At 53.1% G+C, this 26,351-nt stretch carries 20 protein-coding genes; 11 read left to right on the top strand and 9 right to left on the bottom strand.

Translation table 11 applies throughout. The features are described from left to right. Positions 1–170 precede the first annotated feature (170 nt). From HGO37_RS21925 to HGO37_RS21935, 3 genes are all read left to right on the top strand, one after another. On the top strand, positions 171–695 hold the full coding sequence (locus HGO37_RS21925; RefSeq protein ID WP_250985215.1) for an RNA polymerase sigma factor: 525 nt from the start codon (positions 171–173) through the stop codon (positions 693–695). 121 nt (positions 696–816) lie between these two features. Next, positions 817–1,806 (top strand): FecR family protein, encoded by a 990-nt coding sequence (locus HGO37_RS21930; protein ID WP_250985216.1) that lies wholly within the window; start codon positions 817–819, stop codon positions 1,804–1,806. Between the two features lie 192 nt (positions 1,807–1,998). Then, positions 1,999–4,872, top strand: coding sequence for a TonB-dependent receptor (locus tag HGO37_RS21935; protein ID WP_250985217.1), 2,874 nt, complete (start codon positions 1,999–2,001; stop codon positions 4,870–4,872). A gap of 84 nt (positions 4,873–4,956) precedes the next feature. Here HGO37_RS21935 and HGO37_RS21940 read toward each other — a convergent pair whose 3' ends face one another. Both HGO37_RS21940 and HGO37_RS21945 read right to left on the bottom strand, forming a co-directional pair. Next, positions 4,957–7,320, bottom strand: coding sequence for a putative bifunctional diguanylate cyclase/phosphodiesterase (locus HGO37_RS21940; RefSeq protein ID WP_250985218.1), 2,364 nt, complete (start codon positions 7,318–7,320; stop codon positions 4,957–4,959). A 3-nt stretch (positions 7,321–7,323) separates the two neighbouring features. Next, positions 7,324–8,547, bottom strand: a complete 1,224-nt coding sequence (locus HGO37_RS21945; protein ID WP_250985219.1) for an FIST signal transduction protein — start codon at positions 8,545–8,547, stop codon at positions 7,324–7,326. A gap of 388 nt (positions 8,548–8,935) precedes the next feature. On the opposite strand from HGO37_RS21945, the gene HGO37_RS21950 reads away from it, so the two are divergent. Then, the gene (locus HGO37_RS21950; protein WP_250985220.1) at positions 8,936–9,670 is read left to right on the top strand and encodes a hypothetical protein; all 735 of its coding nucleotides are present in this window, start codon (positions 8,936–8,938) and stop codon (positions 9,668–9,670) included. A 20-nt stretch (positions 9,671–9,690) separates the two neighbouring features. On the opposite strand, the gene HGO37_RS21955 is transcribed toward HGO37_RS21950, so the two are convergent. The 5 genes from HGO37_RS21955 to HGO37_RS21975 form a co-directional block, all read right to left on the bottom strand. After that, entirely contained in the window at positions 9,691–10,389 is a 699-nt protein-coding gene (locus tag HGO37_RS21955) for an ABC transporter ATP-binding protein (protein ID WP_250985221.1), read from the bottom strand. Between the two features lie 3 nt (positions 10,390–10,392). Next, entirely contained in the window at positions 10,393–11,130 is a 738-nt protein-coding gene (locus tag HGO37_RS21960) for an ABC transporter ATP-binding protein (RefSeq protein WP_250985222.1), read from the bottom strand. Then, positions 11,127–12,089: a branched-chain amino acid ABC transporter permease gene (locus HGO37_RS21965; protein WP_250985223.1), complete on the bottom strand. Its 963-nt coding sequence runs from the start codon at positions 12,087–12,089 to the stop codon at positions 11,127–11,129. The genes HGO37_RS21960 and HGO37_RS21965 overlap by 4 nt, the downstream gene beginning before the upstream one ends. Further along, on the bottom strand, positions 12,086–12,967 hold the full coding sequence (locus HGO37_RS21970; RefSeq protein ID WP_192489236.1) for a branched-chain amino acid ABC transporter permease: 882 nt from the start codon (positions 12,965–12,967) through the stop codon (positions 12,086–12,088). Before HGO37_RS21970 ends, HGO37_RS21965 begins: the two co-directional genes overlap by 4 nt. 100 nt (positions 12,968–13,067) lie before the next feature. After that, positions 13,068–14,378, bottom strand: a complete 1,311-nt coding sequence (locus HGO37_RS21975; protein ID WP_250985224.1) for an ABC transporter substrate-binding protein — start codon at positions 14,376–14,378, stop codon at positions 13,068–13,070. A gap of 457 nt (positions 14,379–14,835) precedes the next feature. On the opposite strand from HGO37_RS21975, the gene HGO37_RS21980 reads away from it, so the two are divergent. From HGO37_RS21980 to HGO37_RS21990, 3 genes are all read left to right on the top strand, one after another. Further along, positions 14,836–16,269 (top strand): hypothetical protein, encoded by a 1,434-nt coding sequence (locus HGO37_RS21980; RefSeq protein WP_250985225.1) that lies wholly within the window; start codon positions 14,836–14,838, stop codon positions 16,267–16,269. 140 nt (positions 16,270–16,409) lie between these two features. Then, a complete protein-coding gene (gene mprF / locus HGO37_RS21985) occupies positions 16,410–19,010 on the top strand; it encodes a bifunctional lysylphosphatidylglycerol flippase/synthetase MprF (protein WP_250985226.1) in 2,601 nt (866 codons plus the stop codon). Continuing rightward, on the top strand, positions 19,007–20,377 hold the full coding sequence (locus HGO37_RS21990) for an AcvB/VirJ family lysyl-phosphatidylglycerol hydrolase (RefSeq protein WP_285201022.1): 1,371 nt from the start codon (positions 19,007–19,009) through the stop codon (positions 20,375–20,377). Before mprF ends, HGO37_RS21990 begins: the two co-directional genes overlap by 4 nt. A 72-nt stretch (positions 20,378–20,449) precedes the next feature. Here the strand turns inward: HGO37_RS21990 and HGO37_RS21995 are convergent, their stop codons facing one another. Both HGO37_RS21995 and HGO37_RS22000 read right to left on the bottom strand, forming a co-directional pair. Continuing rightward, positions 20,450–20,977, bottom strand: a complete 528-nt coding sequence (locus HGO37_RS21995) for a DUF992 domain-containing protein (RefSeq protein WP_250985227.1) — start codon at positions 20,975–20,977, stop codon at positions 20,450–20,452. Between the two features lie 188 nt (positions 20,978–21,165). After that, positions 21,166–22,395 carry an ROK family transcriptional regulator gene (locus HGO37_RS22000; protein ID WP_250985228.1) on the bottom strand — a complete coding sequence of 410 codons (1,230 nt, stop codon included), beginning with the start codon at positions 22,393–22,395 and terminating at the stop codon, positions 21,166–21,168. A gap of 293 nt (positions 22,396–22,688) precedes the next feature. Between HGO37_RS22000 and HGO37_RS22005 the strand changes: the two genes are divergently transcribed. The 4 genes from HGO37_RS22005 to HGO37_RS22020 all read left to right on the top strand — a co-directional run bounded on the left by HGO37_RS22005 (position 22,689) and on the right by HGO37_RS22020 (position 26,332). Continuing rightward, positions 22,689–23,711, top strand: coding sequence for a sugar ABC transporter substrate-binding protein (locus HGO37_RS22005; RefSeq protein WP_250985229.1), 1,023 nt, complete (start codon positions 22,689–22,691; stop codon positions 23,709–23,711). Positions 23,712–23,841: 130 nt separating this feature from the next. Further along, positions 23,842–24,927, top strand: a complete 1,086-nt coding sequence (locus tag HGO37_RS22010; protein WP_250985230.1) for an ABC transporter permease — start codon at positions 23,842–23,844, stop codon at positions 24,925–24,927. After that, positions 24,927–25,709, top strand: coding sequence for an ATP-binding cassette domain-containing protein (locus HGO37_RS22015; protein WP_250985231.1), 783 nt, complete (start codon positions 24,927–24,929; stop codon positions 25,707–25,709). The genes HGO37_RS22010 and HGO37_RS22015 overlap by 1 nt, the downstream gene beginning before the upstream one ends. Continuing rightward, positions 25,706–26,332, top strand: a complete 627-nt coding sequence (locus HGO37_RS22020) for a nucleoside triphosphate hydrolase (RefSeq protein ID WP_250985232.1) — start codon at positions 25,706–25,708, stop codon at positions 26,330–26,332. The genes HGO37_RS22015 and HGO37_RS22020 overlap by 4 nt, the downstream gene beginning before the upstream one ends. The last annotated feature ends 19 nt before the right edge of the window (positions 26,333–26,351 follow it).

Here is a 26,351-nt window from a genome sequence, read left to right on the forward strand (position 1 = left end):
CTGTTCGGCTAATGGAAAGGTGATTAATAAAATCAACTTTTGAGCTGTAGGTCTGTGGCGTTGAGAGGCAAAAAGAATTGCCATTGGTAATTCATTGTTGATCTGTTCTGCACTACATCCCACTGCCTCCGAATGAACAACCGAATTGCTGATACGGATTTACCGACACTATGGATGACGAAGCCGCAGACGTGAACAATGCGTTTCTGCGCGCGCGCAACTCGCTGTTATGGAGTGTTTTCCGCATTGTCCGTGACAAAGAAACCGCTGAGGAATTGACGCAGGAGAGCTACCTGCGCGCGCGAAAGGCGGCCTCGACCGGCGCACTTCTCAATGCCGAGGCGTTTTTGCAGCAAACAGCTCGTAACCTGGCGCTTGATTATCTCCGTCAAAAAAAGGTGCGCAGCACCCATGAGGCAAGTGAGGTCAGCGGCGAATCTATGGATTTGGTGGCAGATGATCAGCCGTCCGCTGAAGACAAGGTCATTCATCTCGACCGTTTGCGCGCCTACCAATCAGCGCTCGATAAATTGCCGAAACGTGTGCAACAGGTCTGGGTCTTGAGTCGTGTAGAAGGCTTGACGTACCCACAGATTGCCGAACATCTGGATGTGTCTCAGAACACCGTCTTCAACGACATGAAGCATGCCATGGCGCATCTCAACGATTTCAGAAAGAGGCTGGACAAGGAATGATGTTCCGCGAAAGAACGAAATCGACAATCTCTCGTTGCAGGGCTGCTTTTTTTTATGAGAAATGGTCCGCTCAAACGTCTGATTCATTGTGGGTACGCGAAGAGACCCTTGGGCAGTGTTTATGAGGAATAATGACGAGCAGATTGTTGGTTTGCAGACTGATGTGGTGATGAACGCCGCATTGGATTGGTTCGTCCATAAACAATCCGGTGTTCCTGATCCCTCACTGGATGCAGGTTTTGAAACCTGGATATCCAGCGATCCAGCCCATGCGGCCGCTTATGCCGAACTTGCCGGCGTATGGCACGAACCGGAGCTGTTTTCTGCGTCGCAGCGTCATGCGCGGCAAATCGATTTGCGTGCTGTAAAACCTGCATTTTCCGTTTGGGGTAGAAAGCGCGCTCACTGGTTGTCACTGGCGGCGGCAATGGTGCTGTTTGTTGGCGGGTATGCTGCCTATCCAGAAATTATGCTTCGCTGGAGTGCCGATTATCGCACCGTCGCGGGCAAGATGCAGAATGTCATATTGCCAGATGGTTCCCGTATGCTGCTGAATACCGACAGCGCGGTCGAGCTTGCCTATCAGGGGCAGCAACGTGGTGTGCGTCTTCTCAAGGGCGAGGCATGGTTTGATGTTGTCCATGATGCTTCGCGTCCGTTCCGGGTCGTGGGGCATTTTGGCGATGTGACCGTGAAGGGAACTGCTTTCGTTGTTCGCGCAGAGGCAAATCGCGATGTGGTGGCGCTTGAGCGCGGGCGCGTTGATGTCATCCGTGATGGCAGTGCGCAAACTGCTGTGCAGCTGTTGCCCGATCAGATGGTGGCCGTGGATGAAAAATCCATCTCACACATAGAGCCATTTGAACCGGATGAAATGCTTGCCTGGCGCGAAGGGCGCATTGCTTTTTCAGGCAAACCTCTCGGAGCTGTGTTGGGCGATCTCGCACGTTATTATGACGGACGTGTTTTTGTTCTACGCCGAGATCTGCTTTCGGTGGCGGTGAGCGGTAACTATCGAACGGATGATGCGGTCGGCGCTATTGGCAGTATCGTCACCGCTGTAGGCGGCAAAATCAATACGCTGCCGGGTAATTTCATAATCATTCGTTAAATTCTCAACTTTTTTTGTGAGATTGAAAAGTCTCGAACGTCGAAGGCAATGAGGCGGTACTGGCATGAAGCCAAAACTCCTTGCGTGTCAGGGCTTTCGGGGGACGGAAACTCTGTTTGGAACGACCTTCCGCACGCGGATGCAAAGTGCCGGTGACGTTTAACGTTGCCAAAGGCGTTCAGGAGTAGGGTAATGGCAGTGCAGGGCAGAAAAAGAAGCGGCAAGAATGGTGTCTCGTTGCTTCTTGCTTCGACAATTCTTGGCTACGTAGGGGTGATGGCGGTGTCAGCCGACGCTGAAGCGCAACAAAGCGGTTCAGTTGCCTCTGCAACGGTTGGCTTTAACATTCCTGCGCAGCCGCTTGGCAAAGCTCTGAACAGTTTCATCAAGTCTACAGGTTGGCAAATCGGTTATTCGTCGGCTCTGGTCGATGGAAAGCAATCGGCTATCGTGTCGGGCAAGCTGACGCCTGAGACGGCGTTGCGCACGCTGCTTTCCGGTACTGGCATTGAAATTCGCATGACTGGGCCTAAAACCGCTTCATTGCTCGCCGTCGCACAGGCGGCAGTGAGCGCAGATGGCACGATACTGCTTGAGGCTATTCAGGTGCAGTCAAAATCCGGCCAGTCTGTTCTTGGCACAAGCTCCGTTGCTGACACTGGCACCACCACAATTTCCGGAGGACAATTGAACGGCCGCACCGGCGGCAGCGGTGACGCCAATAGCGTGCTGCGCAATATGGCAAACGTCCAATATCAGAACGAAATCAACGCAGATGCAGGTGAAACAGATCAGTCAGTTATTGACTTGAAACCAAAGGAAGTTTCAATTTCTGGCGCCCGTGTCTACGAGAACAACTTCATTCTCAATGGCATGGAAATTAATACCATAACCGGTAGCGCTGATCAGTTTGTTAAAAACGACTTTCTAGCGACCAGCTCAAACAACAACTTTTACCAGATGTTTGGTCTGCATTCTCAAACGATTTACGTACCGACGGATTTTCTCTCAGCTGCTACAGTGATCGACAGCAACGCTTCTGCTCGATACGGTAATTTTCAGGGTGGTGTTGTTTCATATGAACTTGAAAATGCGCCAAGAGATCGTTGGCGTTCATCCGTCACCACCGATTACACAACGAGTGATTGGGCTGCATTTAATCTTCTCACGGCTACCGGACTTAACCCGAATAATATCGCACGTAATGACTACATTCGAAGAAAGTCTTCTGTCTCCGTCGGCGGACCGATCACTGACAACATCGCAATCATTGGTCAGTACAGCACTCAGAGTGCGGTAACTCATAAGGACAAAGACTACAAATACATTGAGAATCGTCGAATTGAAGAAGAGTCCCAAAGTGACTTTTACCGTCTCCAGGCGATCGCAGAAACGGATTTCGGTGATTTTACGCTGGAAGGTATTTACAACGAATATGACCAGGCCTGGCAAAGTGCTTCCTGGCGAAACATGAATCTAAACCTCGGGGCACGAGGCTTAACGACGAAGTTGCAACATGATTATGAGTTCAGCAACTTTGATCTCGGCGGTATTTCTTTTGATAATGTTAAGCTGAAGTCAGTCCTTAATTATAAAAAATCAAGCAACATCAATGAGTCAGACTCTAATGTTGGACGTGTATATCAGCAATCGAGGACCGTTAGCGGGACGCTTTGGGAATCGAAAGAAATAGCGGACTGGTGCCGAGCAGGCTCAACAAGTCAAACGACATGTATTGATGGCGGTTGGGGCACAAAGGAAATGGGGCAAGAGCAATGGAGCTTGTCTGAGGAACTCAGCGGAGATTTTTTGCTAGGTTCTTTTTTGCTTGGTGCTGACTATACCAGTACACAGGCCTATCGTCGTCGGCCAGAGGAATTTACTTATTACACTGCAAGCACTGTAATCGGAAGCTATCCGGCGCTCTCTGGTTTCAATTGCAATGGCGCTGATGCCTGCAGTGCTGAACAGTTTGCGAATACGAAATCTGTGCACTCTGCTTATGATATCAATGTCAATCTTAACGCCTTCAACGTCTATGCTGAGCTTAACCAAACATGGGAATGGTTGAATGTTCGGGCAGGTGTACGTGCGTCATATGATGACTACATGCAAAACCTTAATCTCGCGCCTCGTATTGTTGCGACCGTTACTCCGATTGATGATTTCTCGATTTCCGCCGGCTTCAACCGTTACTTCGATGCAACGAATCTTGGTTACGCTCTGAGAGAACGCCTGCCGAGGGAAACGATTTATACCCGTACGCAGTCGAGTGGAGATGTCAAAGACTGGACTCGTCTCAGGGTCAACGTGCCTTATGAGAACCGTGCATCCGATCTTTCGACACCATATAATGATGAGGTTACGTTTGCGTTATTTGGTAAGGAGCCGCTCCTGGGCGGTGACTGGAGAGTTCGATTCGTTGATCGTCGTTCGAAAGATCAGTTCGCAACTGAAAGCACATCTACCTATGTGAACACGCTGACGAATAGTGGGCACGGCGCTTACCAATCTGTCACAGGTGAATATTCCAAGGAGTTGGATACAGGCAATATCGAGGCACTTGATGCGCTGTCGTTTAAGACCTCCGTTACCTGGGCACGTAGCGAGATAACCAATAACAGCTATTTCGAGAGCAACCTCGAAGATGAATACATTTTGTATAAAGAGCACTCATACTCGCAAGCTGGGTTTCAGGCTGCGACTGGCAATATGGACATTCCTCTACGCCTTGAGGCGGGGTTTGCCAGCAGTTGGTTTGACAATCGCCTGAATGTCGATGTCTCTGCCAACTACAATTTCGGTTACAGAGGTGTGCGGGACACGGGGGGTACGACAAATATCGATGGCCTGGAACACTCAATCTACGAAGATTACGACTTTTCACCCACTTTGACCGTTGATCTCGCAACAAGTTTCGAAGTCTACAAGAATGACGATCGAGGGCTGACGTTTAATATGAAGGTTGGCAACCTTTTTAATGAGACAGGCAATGCGACAACCAGTATTTCCCGACCTTGGAGCATTGGCCGTACCGTTTGGGTTGGTGCCAAGGCGACGTTCTGATCGACTTCAGACATAGGAAAGACCTGCAAACCCCGGTGGCGAATTTTCGCCTCTGGTTTTGTGTATTTCGGACCGATCAGAAAACTAACTTGAGGTTTTTTGCCGATCGTTGACGGGCGTTTCCGTTTCAAAAAAATTCGAAAGAGCGCTGCCGCTCAGGAATGTTTCCGGAAAAGCCGGTTTGCCGAAGAAGTACCCCTGAACCAGCCGGATTTTGGTATTCTGCGCGAGGTAGTCAAGCTCCTCTCGCAGTTCGACACCTTCTGCCACCATGCCGATGCCGAGTGCCGCGCAGACGGACTCGATGGCTTTGAGGATGTCCTGGCTGCGGGGACGTTCATGAATGGACATGATGAAGGCGCGGTCCACTTTCAGTTCATCGGCATCAATGTCGGCGAGAATGGAAAGCGATGAGAAACCGGTTCCGAAGTCATCAATTGAAATCCGAACGCCCAGCTGGCGCAGGCTTGGCAAAATGTCATTCTGGAAGAAACGCGCTGAAACAAGCGCCTCCTCAGTCAGTTCCACGATGAGGTTTTGACCGACTCCGGCAGCTTCAATTCTCTGTAGAAGAAGCCGCATGAAATCAGGCGAGTTGGCCTGGCGGGCGGCAACGTTGAGGCTGAGTGTGATGTCGTCGCCAAACTTTTGCTTCAGGGCGGGAAGGTCGCGGGTAATCTCATCCAACATGAAATGGGTAATTTCGCCAATCAGGCCCAGTTCGCCTGCAATGCCGATAAAATTGCCCGGCATATGAATGGTACCATTAGGTTCTACCCAGCGCACGAGTGCTTCGAAACCTTCGATCCTGCCGGTTTCAATATCGGTCTTTGGTTGATAGGCGGCCTTGAAATGACGGTCACGGATCGCAGCGCGCAGCTTTTGTTCGGTTTCCATACGCGCTGTCAGCGCGTCACGCATGGTGTCATCAAAATAGGCGGCACTACCCTTATGCGCGCTCTTGGCGCGATACATCGCGTTGTCGGCGCTGCGCCGAAGGGTCTCATAATCATTGCCGTGCAAGGGATAGATGCTGACGCCGATTGAGGCGGAAGAAAACACCTCCTGGCCTTCCAGCATGAACGGCCTACGCAATTCATCGACAATGGCATCAACGATCTTGGTGACACCAGCTTCTGAGGTCACATCGCCGATAAGCAGCAGGAACTCATCGCCACTGATGCGCGAAAGCATGTCGCGTTCGCCAATTATATCCTGAATACGGCGGGTAATGGCCAGCAGCAACTGATCGCCCAAAGCGTGGCTGTAAAAGTCGTTGACCTGCTTGAAGTTGTCGATGTCGATGAAGGCGAGGGCAAACTGTTCGCCCTCTTTTATGGTCAAGAGTTTCCACTCAACCGTTTGTTTCATTAGAGAACGGTTGGGCAGGTCGGTCAATTGGTCATGATAGGCGCGGTGATGCAGCTCGTCTTCCGAGCGCTTTCTCCCGGTGATGTCCATCGACGTGGTGATCTGCAAACTTTCATCAAAGATGTGAGCGTGTGATGAACTCACCAGCATCACACGTTTTTCACCGTCAATGACGGTCTCATATTCAAACGACTGATTGAAATCCTGTTCAAGGCTGCCTGTCAGACTATGGATTGGTGAAAGGCCAGATCCCATACCCTTTGCAGGGTGAATGGCTGACGGCAGTTGTGTCGCATGTTTGCCAAAGGTTTTTTCGGCGAATTCGTTGATGACCAATGGTTCACCACTCGCATGCTGCACCAGAACGCCGACCGGAAGGGCATCCACAATCTCCTTTAGAAGATTGGAGTTGCGTTGCGCCATCTGTTCGCTTTTGCGTAACTGCTCTCCCATTTCGCGCAAACGCCTCCCTTCTGCAGCATTCTGGCTGGCGTACCGTGTTGCGAGAGCGTGGGACACAACGACGGAAAAGCGCTTGGCCAGTGCGATTTCGTCCCGGCTGAAACCTTCCGATCTGGCTTCACGGATTAGTAGCAAAATACCGCGCCTGTCGCGCACGCGCACAGGCACGTAAAGCACTGGGCTTTCGCGTGAAAGTCCATGCGTCTCGGCACCATCCCACTCCGAAATGCCCTTGCTGGAGAAGGTCGTAACAACCTTGCCCGACATGATTTTTGCAAAGAGCGCGCCGACAGGCCACTGGGAGTTCAGAAGTTCTGACCGCTCCGAGATAATGCAGTCCAGTCTCTTATGATCGCTGTCTTCGACTTCTGCCAGCATCAGCACATGTGAGAAGGAGAACACTTTTCGTAGCGATGCGAACACCACAGAGAATGGATCGCTATCTTCCTCAATGCCGAGCAGTGTTTCCAGAGCATCCAGCAGTTGTTGCAGGTGAATGCTGGATTGGCGCAGCGTGTCGTGATCCTGATGCAAAGAGAGCAGGGCTTCGCGTAAGGTCTCGTTGCTCTCTTGCAAGCCCGAAAAGCGAGGAAGAAAAGGGCGCGTTGGAAGCATCGATTATTTTCCGAAGACCACAGCTGAAATCATCAGGTTTCCGTGTACGTTTTTGTCAAGCAAATAGCCCTGTTCGCCAAAGGTGAAGCAGCCAATAAACGGCGTGCCGCCGAGCGTAAGACCAACCGTGCGTGCAACTTCGGTAATATCGTCGCCAACCGCCAGTTTGCAGCCTCCGCAATAGATCATGATGGCTCCGGAAATGGTCTTATGCTCCAGCTCTAGGTTACGTTTTGCATGGTCGGCCACGCGTCCTGCACGTGCCACGAGCTGTTGTCTGTCGCCACGCATGGCATGAATACGCATGCCGGTTTCCAGCTCCCGGAAGGTGCGCAAACCACCTTGCGGTGAAACAGATTCCGGATGGATCAACAGATACTGACCCACGCCATCGATGTCGCCGGTATTGATGGCGATGGGGTACATTGTCGTTTCTGCCAGAATGGAGCCGCCGTCCAGCTTGGACGCTATGGCATTGTTGGACCACTGGTTGTAAACCTCGGCTGCGGGCGCACCATCGATTGTCAGGACATCGCGTCCTGCACCGTCGGTGACAACACCGCTTTCTCCGGCGCTATGGTAGCCAATGCCGGTTACCGTGCCTTGTGGACCCGACGGTTCGTAACCGCCCTGAAATGCAAAGCCGATTGGGGAGGATGGAAACATCACCGCGATAACCAAGCCATTCGATAATGCGCCGCTTGGGCCCAGAAGGTGCCATTGACCGCTGACGTCATTATCAGCCGCCGTTCCACCCATGATGGGGCAATGGTCGCCAACGATATTACGCAACCCGCGCATGACTGCTTCCTCGTGACCGGGCGTCTGATAAAGCCAGATCAGTTCGGGCAGTTGGCCGGTGCAGTTACAACTATCCAGCGCCTGCATGAGAACTTTTTCCGCAAGCTTTTCGGGGTTGTCGTCGAATACGCCGTCTGCGACACCGTATTCGCCAGCCTTATCCTCCAGGACAAGCAAACCGACCGTATCCTGGTCCCAGAATCCATTTTCGGTCATCAGTCCGCCCGATGAGCTGCCGCCTATGATCGCTTTGCCCGAGAAATTTTCCTGTAAAAAAGCGTCAATGAGAATGCCATTGTGATCACATCCGTAAAAGGTGAACACCAGACCGTTTCCGTTGTCGGGGTTTTGCAATTGCTCGGCCAATAACGCCAAGGCGGCTATCGTATCTTGGTCATTGGCTGTGTAGCTCTTGACTTTATCCATGTCGCTCTCCCGCAAGCGCAATTTAAATACTGTATCGCCAATTCATTCAGCGGGGTGTTGCCGTTCATAGGCGAAGTGCCACTCACAACGTCGTCTATCGTATTTTGCTAAAGTAAACGCCGGGTGTAATTTTAGCCAACTTCAGATTAGGCTTAAGTATCTGTTTCTATTTTATGTCCAGTTGCACAAACCCAGGGTGATTGACCGGGTTGTTGGCAGGCGCGAAGAGTGGAAACGATGTGTTGTGTTATCAATGATTGACTTTAAGGTAGGCAAAGGATTGGGAGAACTTCAATTGCCAATAACGCGCGCCATAAAGCTGTTTGATGCATTGATATTTCGCGCCGTTTCCCTTGTTTGATGATGTTACAGTTCAGGACATAACCCGATGACCACTATTGATAATTCTTCGCTGGCTGGCGCTCTTTTTGACGCCATGTCTAACGGCAAGGCATTGGACCGCAACACCGTTGCTCCGCTGGATGTTGAAGCGGCGTATAAGGTGCAGGCGCAGGTGCTTCAGCGCTCCGGCCGTCCGCTTGAAGGCTTAAAACTGTCGAAGCGGACAGACGGTACCTATAGCGCTCCGCTGTTTTCGGTCATTCGTGATGACAGATATCAGTATGTCGATGGCATCGTACTGGAAGTGGAACTGGCTTTCACGCTGCGGAGCGATCTGCCGCCGCGCGGTGAGCCCTGGACTCGCGAAGAGGTTGTCGCGGCAATCGGCACTGTTTCGATTGGTGCGGAGTTTGTCCGCAGCCGTTACGAGGGTGGTGCTGGTGGTATCTTCGCGCTTGGCCTTGCCGACAGCCTCAGCAATATTTCTTACGCAGTCGGGCCCGAACTATCGCGCGCCATATTGGAAGATCCGGCATTCGATTCCCCACTGAGGGTTCTGGGCAATGGCGCAACGCTTTATGATGCGCCTTCAAATCACCAGGATATCGATCCAGTTGCGGGTGTGATCGCTTACGCCAACAGTACGCCATCGCCACTCGGTTTTCTGCGCAAGGGTCAGGTTATCACCACAGGTACTCTGTGTGGTGCTGTCAAAATCGCTGAGCCGGCACGACTTGAAATTCTGCTCGACGGAAAAACCTTCATTATCGAGGTTGCGTGATAGTCTCGCCGGTGTCGTGGTTACACGATGCCGGCATATTGACGGAACAAGGCCGGGTCGGCACGAAGCTCATCCGTTGGCATGGTTGCCTTAACCGTACCATTCTCAATAAAGCAGACACGGTCAGCCACCGCCAGCACCGCCTCTATTCGTTGCTCCACAAGCAGCACGGCTTTGCCGTTATTTTTGAGTTCGAGGATGACATCGCGAATGGTGGCAATCATTGAAGGCATCAGGCCTTCCGTTGGTTCGTCCAGCAAAACAACCGATGGATCGAGGCACAAGGCACGGGCCATGGCCAGCATCTGCTGTTCTCCACCCGATAGCGTACCTGAAATCTGTGGCAGCCGTTCTTTCAAGATGGGGAACAACCGAAATACTTCGGTCAGAATTTCGCGATCCGTTCCGCGTGCCATCAGGCCAATTTCGAGATTTTCTTCCACCGTCAGTTCTGCGAACAGACGTCTGCCCTGCGGAACATAACCAATGCCGCATTTCGGCACCTCATGGGCTGGCAGTCCTGTCAGTTCCACATCATCCAACGTCACCCGACCGGAATGAGCCGATAACAGGCCCATAATGGCTTTCAGGGTTGTTGTTTTACCAGCCCCATTTCGGCCGAATAAACAAAGGACTTCGCCGCTGGCAAGTGACAGGGACACACTTTTTAATGTGCGGCTGCTGCCGTGGTAGACATCGAGATCCTCAAGCTTCAGCACGGGTCAATGTCCTCCCAGATAGGCGGTTTGCACTGCGCTGTTGTCGCGAATGTCGTCCGGCGTTCCTGTCGCCAGCACCTGCCCGTGGTTCAATACGGTAATTCTGTCAGCCAGTTGCATGACTACATCCATATTGTGCTCTATCAATAATGTGGTGATCTGACCTGAAATGGCTTTGACCAACCCGCAGAAATTGGCAATTTCCGGGTCTGAAAGCCCCTGTGTCGGTTCATCAAGGATCAGCAGCTTCGGCTGCAAGGCTAGTCCCATCGCGACTTCCAGCAGTCGCTGGTGACCGTAAGCCAAGGCGCCTGCCGTCTCATTGGCGTATTGTGCAAGGCCAACCTGTTCGAGTACGGCGTGAACATCAGTCGAAAGCAGATTGGTATCTATTCGGCTGAACAGCCCGGTGTTCCGCCGCTGCGCAGTTTGAGCGGCAAGCGCGACATTGTCGTAGACACTCAGATTTGGATAGATGCTGGTAATCTGGAATGTGTAGGCAATTCCCTGCTTTACTCGCTCGAATGCAGGCATTGCAGTAATGTCTTTTCCGGAAAATACGACATGTCCGGAAGACGGGGCAAGTCGCCCTGACAGAAGGGATACGAAGGTCGTCTTGCCCGCTCCATTAGGGCCGATCAGTGCATGGATTTCACCTTGCGTGATCTCAAAATCCACAGCGTTGACCGCGGTCAAGCCACCGAAGCGACGGGTCAGGTTTTGTGTTGAAAGCAACGTCATGGCAGCCACTTCAACCACCTCTCACGGATGCTTCCCAAAATACCCCGAGGGAAAAACAGGATAAGAAAGACAAGCATGACGCCAGTCACCAGCATGTAAGCCGGTGTGTAATTGCTGGCGATATCGATCATGTAAAACATCGAAACGGTGCCCAGCAACGGTCCAAGCACGGTGCCAGCACCACCCAGCAGGGTGAACAACAAGGCCTCGATGGAATATTGTATCGATGCAAAAGACGAACCGATATAGGCAAAGAGCAGGGCATAGGTCGCCCCAGCCATGGCCGACAGCGAGCCCGACACTATCAGTGCCACAAGCTTCAGCCGGAATGTGTCATATCCAAGCATCAGCGTCCGTGGTTCGTTTTCGCGCACTGCGATCATTGCGCGGCCCAGCGGGCTGCGCACAATAATAAAGCAGATCAAAAGCGCCACAGTCATCAAGACGAAAGCAAGATTATAGCGGGTCGCGGCATCGGTCAGATCAAAGGTCACTCCGGCGAGGTCGAAGCTGCGCGCCGATTGCGGTAAAACCAGCCCTTCCTCACCACGTGTCCATTGCGAAAAATACAAGCTGGCCAGATAGGCAACCTGCGCAAACATCATGGTCACAATCATGAACGCCACACCGGTTGTACGCAGCGAGATCAGGCCAATGAACAGAGACATAACAAATCCTGCCAGGATGCCGCACAGGAATGCGGCTGGCACGCTCCATTCCAGATGGTAGGCTGCAAGACCCGCGCCATAAAGGCCGCTGGCAAAAAACAGGGCGTGGCCGAGGCTGAGAAGTCCCGTGTAACCAAAAAGAAGATTGTACGCCATGGCGAAAATGGCCAGCACCATAACGCGCGTCATGGCAAGGTGATGATACTCCGGCAGAACAAACTGCAGGCCGAAGAAGATAGCGATGACAGCAATATGGAGCAGCAGGACTTTTAAGGATGGCGCGGTGTTCATCGTGTCTTTGCCCCGAAAAGCCCTTCCGGCTTGAACACCAACACCAGTGCAACAAGCAGCGTCGACAACATCTTGGCGAGTGTTGGCGAAAAGAACATAGAAATAATGCCGTCACTTAAGCCAATCACCAAGGCTGCAACTACGGTGCCACGAATGCTGCCAAGTCCGCCGATGATGACCACGATGAAGGACAGCAGCAGGGGATCAAGCCCCATCAGATAGTGGGCTTGTCGGATGGGTACGATCAAGACAGCAGCGATCGCGGCTAGCATCGCACCGGCTGCGAAGACCAGACCGTAGACTTTGCCGATTGGAATGCCGAAGGCCTGTGCGGTTTCACTGTCAAATTGTGCTGCGCGCATGATCAGCCCAATTTTGGTTTTGGTGAGGACGAACCATGTGATGGCCAGGACGATGATTGCAGCGGCAATAACGAAGAGGTTGTAGGCCGAATATCCAAACCATGGCAGTTGCAGTCGATAGTAGAATGGTGCCGTTACCGGACGAGCATCCGGGCCGTAGGTCAAAAGGACTGTTTGCTGGATAATGTAGAGCATGCCAATCGTCGCGACGATTGTTGCTTCGGGATTGTAGGAGAGGCGTCGCAACACGAGCCTTTCACCTGCATATGCGATGGCGCCGACGGCGAGTGGGCTGATGAGTAATGCGGCAACGAAACCAAGCGCAGGCGGAAGCCCGAGCATTGACGTCACCCACCATGCGATGACAGCACCGAGCATGAAGAACTCACCATGGGCGACATTCACCACCCGCATCACCCCGAAAACCAGCGAAAGACCAAGCGCAGTCAGCGTCAGGACTGCCGCTTGCAGTAATCCTTCCAGTGTTGCCAGTAACAGAAATGGACCGAATGCCAAAACAAGCTCCTGCGCCAAAACAAAATTCATTCAATGCTGGATAACGCATTGAATGAATTTGCATAAAGTTAAATTAACTCGATGTGAGGTAATTCACGGATCAGAGCGACATTTTAGTGTAGTCGGCGGTAACTTCATAGGCGCCATCCTCAATTGAGGTCTTGTGCACTACATTCAATTTGCCGTTTTCGACCTTCGATATGTACTGGTGGCCGTAACATTGGTGGTTCTTGCCATTAAACAGCTTGTCGCCCTGCGGGTGATCACGGCCCTCATCAAATTTTTCGAAGGATTCCATGGCTTCGATAAAGGCAGCCTTGTCTTGCGGTCCGCGATATCCGGCCTTTTCCATGGCTTTCTTAATGACGAACAGTGTTTCCCAGCATCCAAACATATGGGCGTAGGTGGAGATGTCTTTCGCATCGGCCGCGCTGGCGCCATTGTCATCAATACCAATGGCATTACGGTAAAATTTGTCCCATTCGCTCTGATCCTTCTGGGCATAACGCGGCATGCCTTCCCAGAAATAGGTCCCGTCGAGATAGGAAAGTTGTGGCGTGGCTAGATCAACGGCCTCGAGGCTGTCGATAAACCCGAAAATCTCCGGGCGTTGTGAACCGTAGAATTGACCGAGTTCGGTCACGAAGGTCAGGACCGATGGGCCGACCATGACGTGGTAGAGAACTTCGGTGTCTGAGGGAATACGCGGCAGATATCGAGTGAAGGATGTCTCTGTTGGCGGAATAGCGATCATTTCGACAATCTCGCCACCCTGCGCTTTCATGGCTGCCGAGAAATAGTCGCGGTGATCATGGCCGAAGGCATAATCCGGGAAAATCATCGTCGCTTTTTTGCCGAGGTTTTGCGAAACCCACGGCGCCATGGCCGTGACCTGGCTGCGAACATCGGTAATGCACGGCTGGAAACAATAACGGTTCAGATTGCCGGACGCGACGTGGTAGCCCTCTGAGACCACGATGTATGGCATTTTCAACTCGCCAGCACGCGGCGCGGATCCGATAACGACATGCGAGAAAAGCGTGCCGTAGATCGCATCAACCTTATGCTGGGTCGCGAATTTTTCGACCACTTCTGCACCGCGTTTGGCGTCGGTACCATCGTCTTCTATGATAATTTCCAACGGGCGTCCGTTAATGCCGCCTTCGTCGTTGATGATTTTGGCAGCGGCCTTTGCAACACGCTCATACCAGCGACCGTAGGATGCGCCGATGCCGGTGCGGTGGAGCTGCATGCCGATCTTGATCGGTTCCGATGTTTGCGCCTGTGAATAACGCACGAAGCCCGGTGCTGCAGTAGCGGCAAGGCCTGTTCCGACAACGGCGCCCATTCCCAACAGGGTAGAACGGCGGGTAATAATGGCATTCTCGGGCTTAATGATCTTGTCGGACATGAAACTCCCCTCTCATGCAAATGGCGTAAAGATTATCCCGGCAATGCAGCCGTTCTGGCAGCACATTGCGGGCCATGATCATTGTTTGAATTTGCCGCTTTCAAGCGTACAGGCATACTCACTGGCATACGTAACGGCGACAATTCTCCTCTGTCGGACCGTGGCGGCAGGTAAGGCAACTGGTTTGACCAATCTTATGACAACAGCTTTAGCCGTCGTAAACAGAGCATTTGATTTTTGGCGCTTAAAGACCACCAAATGTCGTATTTTCTTCATCTGAATCGTTTGAAGCACAAACTGTTTTGGTGCTTAAAGGTTGTTTGGCGAATTTTATTCCAGTTATTGGGGTTTTGTCGGCCTTTTCGCAATCAAACGCAGCTTGCGAAACGTCGTGCCCACGTGAGATGAACCGACTCAACGGAGCGGAAACTGGCTGGTTTTGGAGGAGGAGAGGGTGGTGAGACATTGCGGTAGCGCCCAGCTGAAGCAACTCGCTGCCGTGGCGTTTCTTGTGATGATGGCAGGTGACGCCAGTGCACATGGCGCAGAGCGCGGCCTGGTCATGTTGTTGCCGACAGGATTTTATGTCACCGGCGGTGCGCTGGCGGTGTTGTTTTCATTTCTTTTGCTGGCATTTGCGCCGAGCGCCTGGTTTGCCAAAGGCGCCAGCATAAAAATCGCTCCATATTTCGCGGTGCCGAAGACCCCGTTCAGTTGTCTGTCTTTTCTGCTGCTGCTGCTGTGTGTTGTCGCGGGTTTTGTTGCGCCTTCCGATCCACTAAGCAATCCGCTGCCCTTGCTGATCTGGACCGGCTGGTGGGTTGGTTTTACGCTGTTACAGGTGGTCACAGGCAGTCTTTGGCCGTGGCTTAATCCGTGGAACGGTCCAGTTTCCCTGCTTCGCAAGCTTGTTGGGCCGAGGCTAGCTAAAGCCTCACATGTGAATTTACCGGTTTCTGTCGGTTTCCTGCCAGCAATTTTGCAGTTTTCAGCTTTCGCATGGTTTGAGCTTGTCTCGCTCGCACCAGATGATCCGCCCCGGCTTTCTACCGCTGTGATTGTCTATTGGTTGGTGAATTTCACTGGCATCTTGACCTTTGGTGAAAAGGCATGGCTGTCGAGAGGTGAGCCCTTTTCAGTGTTCTTTCGCATGATCGGTATGTTGTCGCCCATTGGGGTGTCGCAATCGGAAAGCGGCAAGATGTTTGTATTGAGATGGCCGGGCGACCGTTCTCTTGTTGCTGATGCTCTACCACCAAGTGGTGTTATCTTTATTCTGCTGACATTGGCGACCGCGTCATTTGACGGTTTTTCCGAGACGTTCACCTGGCTTGGTTTCATCGGCGTAAATCCATTGGAGTTTCCCGGTCGAAGTGGCGTGATGTTTGCCAATACGCTGGGTCTGCTTGCCTCGCCGATTATTCTTGTCGTGCTGTTTTATAAAGCCGTGATCGCGGGTGCGTGGCTTGCGGGAGAAAGAGAGATAACCGGATGGATGCGTCTCTCCGGGAAACTCGTTTATTCCATCATTCCCATTTCGATTGCATTTCATGCGGCGCATTATCTGACGCTTCTTCTCGTCAATGGGCAGTATCTCTTGATCATGATGTCCGACCCGTTTGCACTGGGTTGGAACCTGTTTGGCATGGCGCACTGGCATGTGACGACATCATTCCTGCTCAACATCGATGATGTCAGAATTATCTGGCTGACACAGACCGGCATTATCGTGGCAGGCCATGTGATTGGCATTGTTCTGGCGCACGCAATTGCCTTGCGTCATTTCGGTGAGGCGAAGAGAGCTGTGGTCTCGCAACTTGTGCTAGCGGCTCTCATGGTGTTTTATACCGTCTTCGGGCTTTGGTTGTTGTCGACGCCTTCGGTTGGTTGATCATGCAGGCATATAAAACGGAGTGAAAAATAGCGCCGTTATTCCGCCTTTATTAATGCGCATTGCAGCACATCCACCGAGCTTTTCGGCGTGACATTTCCTGCTATCTTCAATGTAAATGAACAGCAATTCGGTGTTCCATGCCTGCACAAGAACAAGTGCCTGAACAACAGCCCGCGTCCTCGGCTATCTGGGCGTTTCTCATTCGTTTTAAGCCCTATCTGACGTCACTTGCCATCATTGCGGTTTTCGCACTGACGGCCTTCGCCATCTACCACCTAACCTCCGAGGTTCGTTACGACGAAGTCGAGACCGCGTTGCTCAGCACCAGCTGGACCTCGATCTTGCTGGCGATCTTGTTTACTGGGTTAAGTTTCGTCGCGCTGATTTGTTATGATGTAAACGCTATCGATTACATCGGCAAAAAGCTGCCCCTGTCGAGCGTGGCGATTACCGCGTTCAGTGCCTATGCTATCGGCAACACTGCCGGTTTTGGTGCGCTGAGCGGCGGCGCGATCCGGTTTCGTGCCTATTCTCGCCTCGGGCTGAACCCCGGTGAAATCGGTCGGATTATTGCGTTTGTAACGCTGTCTTTCGGGCTCGGCCTTCTCGCTGTAACAGCGCTTTCGTTGCTGATGGTCGCACCACGTGTAGCCTCGATTGTCGGGCTGGATCCACTCTGGTTGCGGGTTGGCGCAGTTGTTATCGTTGGCATCATGGTCGCGTTGTTCGTTGTGGCCCGCGGTGAGCGCACCGTCAGCATTGGCTGGCTGCGTCTGCGTCTGCCGGATACACGCACGGCGTCTCGCCAGTTTCTGGTCTCGGCACTGGATATCGCGGCAACGGCCACGGCACTTTATGTGCTGTTGCCTGACACCCATGTTGGCTGGCCATCGTTTTTTGCGATCTTCGCGACGGCAGTTGGTCTCGGTGTTCTAAGCCATGTGCCGGCTGGACTTGGCGTTTTTGAAACCGTGATGATTGCCGGGCTCGGCAATGCCATTGATATTGATACGCTTCTGGGCAGCCTTGTGCTTTATCGCATCATCTATCACGTGCTGCCGCTTATGCTGGCAACTGTCCTGCTGGTGGCGAGCGAAATCCGCCAGCTTGCAGCGAGGCCACTATTTGCCGATATCGGGCAGATAACGGTTCGGCTTGCGCCCTCGTTGCTTTCGACACTGGCGCTGATCGTTGGCGCCATGCTGATTTTTTCGAGCGTTACGCCAACACCTGACGATAATCTCGATTTTCTGTCGAGCATTCTGCCGCTGCCGATTGTGGAAGCGGCCCATTTCCTTTCCAGCATTCTCGGGCTTGGACTGGTCGTTGCGTCACGCGGCATTGGTCAACGGCTGGATGGTGCATGGTGGGTCGGAATTATTGCCGCGTCCGCAGCACTTGTTTTATCGTTGCTGAAAGCTGTCGCCGTATTCGAGGCCATGTTCCTCGGCGTGTTTATTGCGGTCATGCTGCTGAGTGCGGGTGAATTTACCCGCCACGCCTCATTGCTGCGAATGAGAATGGGGCCAGCCTGGTTATCGGCAATAGCAATCATCATTGCCGGTGCCGCGACCATCCTGTTCTTCGTGTACCGCGATACGCAATATAGCCACGCTCTCTGGTGGGAATTCGAATTTTCCGAGGAAGCGCCGCGCAGCCTGCGTGCTTTGCTGGGGCTGGTTCTCGCATCAAGTGCGCTGGCAATTTTCAGCCTGCTGCGGCCTGTGACCTATAGACCGGATGAAATGGGGGGCGCCGATCTCGAAAAGGCCATCGCCATTGCTAAAAAACAGGATATGGCCGATGCCAATCTGGTGCGGATGGCCGACAAACACATCATGTTTTCGCAAGATGGCAATGCCTTCATCATGTATGGCATTCAGGGGCGCTCCTGGATTGGACTGACGGACCCAATCGGTGAAGAATCCGAAATGTCGGAGCTGGTTTGGCAGTTTGTCGAGACGGCGCGAGCGGCGGGCGGACGCGCCGCCTTCTATCAGGTGTCGCCGAAACTGCTTTCTTATTGCGCGGATGCTGGTCTTCGTGCGTTCAAACTGGGCGAACTCGCAATTGTCGACCTTGAGACCTTCGACTTAAAGGGCAGTCGGCTTTCGGGCCTGCGCCAGGCGCTGAACCGTGGCACGCGTGATGGACTGGCATTCAGCCTGCTGACACCGGATGAGGCAAAGTCTGTCCTTGGCAATTTGCGGGACATTTCAGATGCCTGGCTTGCCCATCATAACACCCGTGAAAAGACATTTTCGCTCGGATCGTTTTCGGATGAATATGTGCTGTCGCAGCCGGTAGCGGTCCTGCGCAAGGATGACAAGATTGTCGCCTTTGCCACTGTCATGGTGACTGACACCAAACAGGAAGCAACCGTAGATTTGATGCGGTTTCTGCCGGAGGCGCCCCGTGGCGCGATGGACTTTCTGTTCATCAGCATCATGGAGCAAATGCGCAGCGAAGGATATCGTACCTTCAACCTTGGCATGGCCCCACTGTCGGGCATGTCTAAACGTGACATCGCACCGGTTTGGGACTGGATTGGTGGCACGCTTTTCGAACACGGCGAAAAATTCTATAACTTCAAAGGGCTGCGTGCCTTTAAGACCAAATTTCACCCGAAATGGGAGCCCCGTTATCTTGCCGTCTCGAATGGCGCAGGCGCGGCTCTTGCCTTGATGGATGTAACGCTTCTGATTGGAGGCGGCGTAAGGGGAGTGGTTGGGAAATGAGTGTATCACGTTTGATCTATGCTGCCCTTGGCTGCGCGTTCATGGCTCTGCCGCATACGGTGAAGGCGCAGGACAAACCAAACTATCAATTGGGCATGCTGCCCCCTGGCCATATCATGCTGCCGGATGGCGATGTGCAGGCCAACATTTTCCTGATCTCTGATGCAGACGGATGGGGCGACGAGGAAGAAAAACAGGCGCAGGCCCTGGTTGAAAAGGGCGCTGCCGTCGTTGGTATAGACTTTCCTACCTACATGAAGGCGCTCAGTGCCGATGAAGGTGACTGCGTCTACATGATCTCAGATATTGAAGAACTGGCGCACGAAATCCAGCGCGAGGCCAAAGCACAAACCTACCGACTGCCTATCCTTGCCGGTGTTGGTGAAGGCGGTACATTGGCGTTGGCTATGATTGCGCAAAGCCCAGCATCGACCATCGGCGAAGCGATCGCCGTTGATCCGCTGGCAGGCATTCCCCTTGAAAACAGGATACTCTGCACACCGGCGACCAAGGAAAAGGTTGGCAACCGCACGATTTATGGGCTGACAGATGGCGATGTGCCGGCGCCCGTAACGGTGCTGTTTTCCCCTGCTGCAAAGCAGGAAGGGCGCGACCATGCCGCAGCCTTGCAAACCAAACACCCGGATATCGATATTCAGGATGTGACAGGGCAGGCGAATGATGAACTGTTGCAGGCGCTTAGTGACCGGGTGGATGCGGCCGGAGATACGGATCAACCGCTTGGTTTGCCTCTGACCATTCTCGACGCCAAACCAAGCATGGATACGATGGCTGTTATCTATTCCGGTGACGGCGGCTGGCGTGATATCGACAAGGAAATGGGTGGAAATCTGCAAAAGCAAGGTATCCCGGTGGTAGGCGTGGATTCGCTGCGTTATTTCTGGTCGGAGCGCAAACCACAGGAAGCAACCGACGACCTTGCGCGGATCATCGAAACCTACCGGCATCAATGGGGCGTCCATCATGTGCTTTTGGTCGGTTATTCATTCGGCGCCGATATTCTGCCTGCGCTTTACGATCTCTTGCCAGAAAAAGACAAGGAACGTGTCGCCCTGATGTCTCTGATGGCACTGTCACATCAGGCTGATTACAAGGTGTCCGTGGAGGGTTGGCTTGGTATTCAGGGCGAGGGCTCTGCCGGCGATCCGGTTGACTACATCAAGAAAATGGATGCCAGCATGGTGCAATGCATCTACGGCAAGGACGACGACGAAAATGCCTGCCCTGCATTGGAAGGTTCAGGCGCCAATGTCGTTGCACTCGAAGGCGGACATCATTTTGATGGTGATTATGAAGCACTGGCGCAACGTGTTCTAACGCTGCTGAAAACGCGGCTTGGCAAATGAAAACACCGTCATCCCCTAGGGGATGACGGTGTTTACAAAAGAAAATCTGTTTAGATTAACAGCACGTCAGGCTTACTGAACAGATGTCAGTGTCATCGACGTGCCGGTTACGGCTGCGTTGAGGCCAACCTGGCCCTGGACGCTGATTGTCTGAAGGTGGATGGAACCAGAGGTGCCGCCAACCAGAATGTTGGTGCCGACGCCAACGCCAAGCGTGGCTTCTGCAGAGGCTCCCTGATAGAGCCCGCTCAGCGAACCGCGGTGGTAACCGGCAGTGGGTGCAAATACGGCCCAGACGATGCGGCTTTTGGCGGTAAAGCCAAGGTCGATACCCATTTTACGGATAGCGCCGGTGTACTGTTCCGTCGCCTTGCGGCCGACTGTGGACTGGAATGTGCACTCTACTTCCTTTGCGGAGCCAAGTACGTAGCCAACGCCACCGCCAACAGAGCAATCGAGATAACCGATCTTTACACCGTTACGGTCGTCGTCGTTCTGATAGGCAGGATATTCTCTCGCCAAATCAGCGGCAAAAGATGAGGTCGCGCCAGCCAAAGCCAACGCAGAACCAAGCAGGGCCATGGTAACGGTCTTTTTCATGTTTTTCTCCTTGTATACCCCCAGCAGGTAAATTGTATTGCGCAATCTTTATTTCAATTCAACGGGGATCGTTTTGTTCCGTAAACGGGACATTATCGTGACAATAAAAATGCAAGAGCTTTTGTAAGGAGGTTTTACTGTGGAGATCTGCTTTTATAGCTATCAGGCCGATTTTTAGTTTATCTGTTTCAGCCTGTTTCCTTGAAAAGTACGTTGTGGTCCAAGAGGTAACGGTCAAAGAGTGGCAGGCTTGCGCCGCCTATGGCACGGGCCTGGCTGCCGACCATGCCTTCAATGATATCTGGCACGACAACACCTTGCAGGTCATGCGCGCCGAGCGCTTTTTTCGTTGCATTTACAATGCGTTCTCGCACCCAACTCGGGAAGCCGCCATCGATCACCACGGCTGAAAAATCGATGACAGATGCTGCGGCGATTACCGCTTGTGCTAAGGCTGCTGCGGTATCATCGATCCAGATATCCAGTGGCTTTCCAAAATCGATCCAGTCGTCAGGTGAGAACCATAATGGCTTTGGATCAATGCCATGATCACGCAGAATATTTTCGAGCACGAAAATCGAGGCGATCTTCAAAAGCTGGACGGTTTTTCCGTCCCTTCGCTGGACGGGTAGCGGGCCAACCGCGCCAGCCGTTCCCGTGCGACCTGAAAACAGCGCGGAATTGAGAACGACGCCGCCACCGATGAACGAGCCGATAAACAGATAGAGGAAGTCGGCGTGGTTCTGGCCAGCACCAAATACCAACTCCGCCCCACAGGCGCTTGTGGCGTCGTTCTGGAGGTAGACGGGATAAGGAATTCGGTCGGCTATCTCTTGCTGCAGATTTACGCCATGCCAGGTGTCCATTTCCGCTTGTGGGGCGCCCACTTCTTCCGCCCAACTCCACAACTCGAACGGCGCTGCGATGCCAGCGCCGACGATGCGTTTGCGTTCGCTTTCGTCGAGCTTCATTTCAAGCTCACCTATGCCGTCCGTTACAAAGGAGATGATTCCTTCTGGCAGCGGATAGGGGTAGGCGCGGCGCAGTTTCAGCCGGATTTTGCCAAGAAAGTCCATCAACACCAGATCAGCACTGCGTCTGCCAATTTTCACGCCAAAGGAATAGGCAGCGTCTGGATTAAGTCGCATGGGGGTGGAGGGTTGGCCGACCTTGCCGCGCTTGGGTTCGTCACGCAATAGCAGTCCGTCATTTTCGAGCGCGCGCATAATGACGGTTACGGTCTGGGCGGAAAGCCCGCTGCGACGGGCGATTTCGGCCTTTGAAAGCGCATGATGGCGACGAACCAGAGACAGGACGAGCCGCTCATTATAGGCGCGGACACGCACCTGGTTAGAGCCGCCGCTTATATCAAGGGTGGCATTCGTTGCAGGCCATGTCGGCTCGGCTACTCGAGACATTATTTCCTCCCTCCCTTCATGACTGCATATGCCGCCAGTAAGGGTTCGCGACAAGCCACCTGATTGCGTATTCGGTCCTGTTTTCCGCTCTTGCACAGGCGAGTTGACCGGTCATGCATTGTGTTGACGCGTCCAGAGCATGCCATATCGAATTAATAATTCAATTGGATTTATTTATTGACACTTTGTTCATTTGGTGTTTCCATTTGTGTGGTGGTGCCGCTCACACCTTGGAGGAGGTTGGCCCCCGGATAGTTTCATAAGAAGCATCCGCACGTCTTTAGGAGGACTATATGAAGACGACCGTTTCCGCCTTTATTGGCGCACTTGCGCTTGGCGTTTCCTTTGCAGGCATGGCATCCGCGGCTGATACATCCGTATGCCTCATTACCAAAACAGACACGAACCCCTTCTTCGTGAAGATGAAAGAAGGCGCGACAGCCAAGGCCAAGGAACTCGGTGTTACCTTGAAGGCTTATGCCGGCAAGATCGATGGCGATTCTGAAAGCCAGGTCGCTGCCATCGAAACCTGCATTGCCGATGGCGCAAAGGGTATTTTGATTACGGCGTCCGATACGAAGGGTATTGTACCGGCTGTTCAAAAGGCTCGTGATGCCGGCTTGCTGGTCATCGCACTCGACACACCGCTCGAGCCAATCGATGCCGCCGATTCGACATTCGCGACCGATAACCTGCTTGCTGGTGAACTGATCGGCAAATGGGCCGCCGCCACTCTGGGCGACAAGGCCAAGGATGCGCGCATCGCATTTCTTAACCTCACGCCATCACAGCCAAGCGTCGACGTTCTGCGTAACCAGGGCTTCATGAAGGGTTTTGGCATTGATGTGAAAGACATCAACAAGATCGGTGACGAAGACGACGCTCGTATCGTTGGTCATGATATCACCAACGGTAACGAAGAGGGTGGTCGCTCCGCAATGGAGAACCTGCTCCAGAAAGATCCGACCATCAACGTCGTGCACACCATCAATGAACCAGCCGCTGCCGGTGCTTATGAAGCCCTGAAGGCGGTTGGACGTGAAAAGGATGTGCTGCTGGTGTCGGTCGATGGTGGTTGCGCAGGCGTTAAAAACGTTGCGGAAGGTGTGATTGGTGCAACTTCGCAGCAGTATCCGCTGGCGATGGCAGCACTCGGCGTCGAAGCCGTTAAGAAATTTGCTGATACCGGTGAGAAACCAAAACCAACCGAAGGCAAGAACTTCTTCGATACAGGCGTGACGCTGGTCACTGACAAGCCTGTGGCTGGCGTTGAATCCATCGATACCAAGCAGGGTTTGGCAAAGTGCTGGGGCTGATCGCCTAAATAACATCCCGAAACAGGAAAGGTGCTGCAGCACCTTTCCCTCAATGTGACCACGTCTCTTCTGTTCGCATATCATCCGCACAGCAGACGGCGAAAAATACGGACGACCGGGGAGGAGTGGTATGGACGACCAATCAACAACACGTGCCCAACCGCACAATGAATTCGAGAAAGTTCTGACGGGCAGTTCTGCGCAGCTTGCCGCGTTCGATACACACGACAAAACACCCATCGAGAAATTCCAGCACTTCCTGCATTCCAGCCCCGCGGCTGTGCCGTTGATCGTGCTGGTCATGTCGCTGGCAGTGTTTGGCCTGCTGTTGGGTGGTAAATTTTTCTCGGCCTTTTCGCTAACCCTGATTTTGCAGCAGGTTGCGATCGTCGGGATCGTCGGTGCTGCTCAGTCGCTGGTCATCCTGACGGCAGGTATCGATCTCTCCGTCGGCGCCATCATGGTGTTGTCCTCAGTCATCATGGGGCAATTCACGTTCCGCTACGGCCTGCCGCCCACACTCTCGATTGTCTGTGGTTTTGCAGTGGGTGCCCTTTGCGGTTACATCAATGGTTTCCTTGTTTCCCGCATGCGTTTGCCACCATTTATCGTAACGCTTGGCATGTGGCAGATCGTGCTGGCTGCAAACTTCCTCTATTCCGCCAACGAAACGATCAGGGCGCAGGATATTTCCCAGAATGCGCCGATATTACAGTTTTTTGGCCAGAGCGTGCGCATGGGCAATGCGGTATTCACCTATGGCGTGATCGTCATGGTCCTGCTGGTTGCTCTGCTCTGGTATGTGCTGAACCACACGGCTTGGGGCCGACACGTTTATGCTGTTGGTGACGACCCTGAGGCTGCAGAACTTGCGGGTGTTAACGTCAAGCGCATGCTCATTTCGGTCTACACTTTGTCTGGTGTTATCTGTGCACTTGCCGGATGGGCGCTGATTGGACGTATCGGCTCGGTTTCCCCTACAGCCGGTCAGTTTGCCAATATCGAATCCATCACGGCGGTGGTGATTGGTGGCCTGTCACTGTTTGGTGGGCGTGGGTCCATTCTTGGCATGTTGTTCGGTGCTCTTATCGTGGGTGTGTTCTCACTTGGTCTGCGTCTTATCGGCACGGACCCGCAATGGACTTACCTTCTCATCGGTGTGCTGATTATCGCCGCCGTTGCAATTGACCAATGGATCAGAAAGGTAGCTGGCTGATGTCGAACGAACCCATTCTCACAGCCCGCGGTATTGTTAAACGGTATGGCCGCGTCACCGCTCTAGATAACGCAGACTTTGACCTCTATCCCGGTGAAATTCTGGCGGTGATTGGCGACAACGGCGCGGGAAAGTCCTCGTTGATCAAGGCGATTTCCGGGGCCATCACACCGGATGAAGGTGAAATTCGGCTGCACGGCCAACCGGTCCAGTTTCGCTCGCCAATCGAGGCCCGGAAGGCTGGTATCGAAACAGTGTATCAGAACCTCGCGCTGTCTCCGGCCTTGTCTATCGCCGACAACATGTTCCTTGGTCGCGAGATACGAAAACCCGGTTTGCGTGGCAGTCTGTTGCGCACACTGGACCGCCCGGCCATGGAGAAGTTCTCACGGGAAAAGCTCTCCGAGCTTGGCTTGATGACCATTCAGAACATCAATCAGGCGGTGGAGACGTTGTCAGGCGGTCAGCGCCAGGGTGTTGCCGTGGCCCGTGCTGCAGCATTCGGCTCAAAAGTTATCATTCTTGATGAGCCGACTGCAGCACTTGGTGTAAAGGAAAGCCGGCGTGTTCTGGAGCTTATTCAGGAAGTTCGATCCAGAGGGCTTCCGATCGTGTTGATTTCACATAACATGCCGCATGTGTTCGAGGTTGCAGATCGCATTCACATCCACCGGCTTGGACGGCGGTTGTGTGTTATCAAACCGAAGGACTATTCAATGTCGGATGCCGTGGCATTCATGACCGGTGCAAGAGAAGCACCAAAGGATGTAGTTGCCGCATGAGACTGGAAGATCTGGTTGCAGACATCATGAAACGCGCGGACGAACACCCGCGTTTCATTATCGCCATTGCGGGACCGCCAGCTGCCGGCAAGTCAACCGTGTCTGAGGCGCTGCGTGAGCGTCTTTTGGCAAAAGGAGTCAGCGCGGAAATCCTGCCGATGGACGGCTTCCATCTGGACAACGGACTGTTGGAGGCGCGTGGACTTCTACCGCGCAAAGGTGCGCCGGAAACGTTTGATGTCAGGGGCTTCCTGGACATTATTGCTGCGGTTCGCAAAGCTGATCAGGAAGTGCTTGTGCCGGTGTTTGACCGGTCACGGGAAATTGCCATTGCCTCTGCTCGCGCTATCGCCGCAGAGACACGTTTCATTCTGGTGGAGGGCAATTACCTGCTGTTGAACGAAAGTCCGTGGACCAGGCTCGATGGCCGTTTTGATTATACGATATTTATCGGGCCGAACGCCGATGTCCTGACTGAACGGTTGACCCAGCGTTGGACGGATATTGGTATGGACGCTGATGGCATTGCTCACAAGCTTTACGGCAATGACCTTCCGAATGGCGAGCGGGTGATCAGAAATTCAAGACCCGCAGATTTGCGGGTCGAGACAATTGAGTTGTGAGAAGCGGGAAAGGAGGCTT

The sequence above is a fragment of the Rhizobium sp. CG4 genome, assembly GCF_023701965.1.
GTDB lineage: Bacteria > Pseudomonadota > Alphaproteobacteria > Rhizobiales > Rhizobiaceae > Agrobacterium.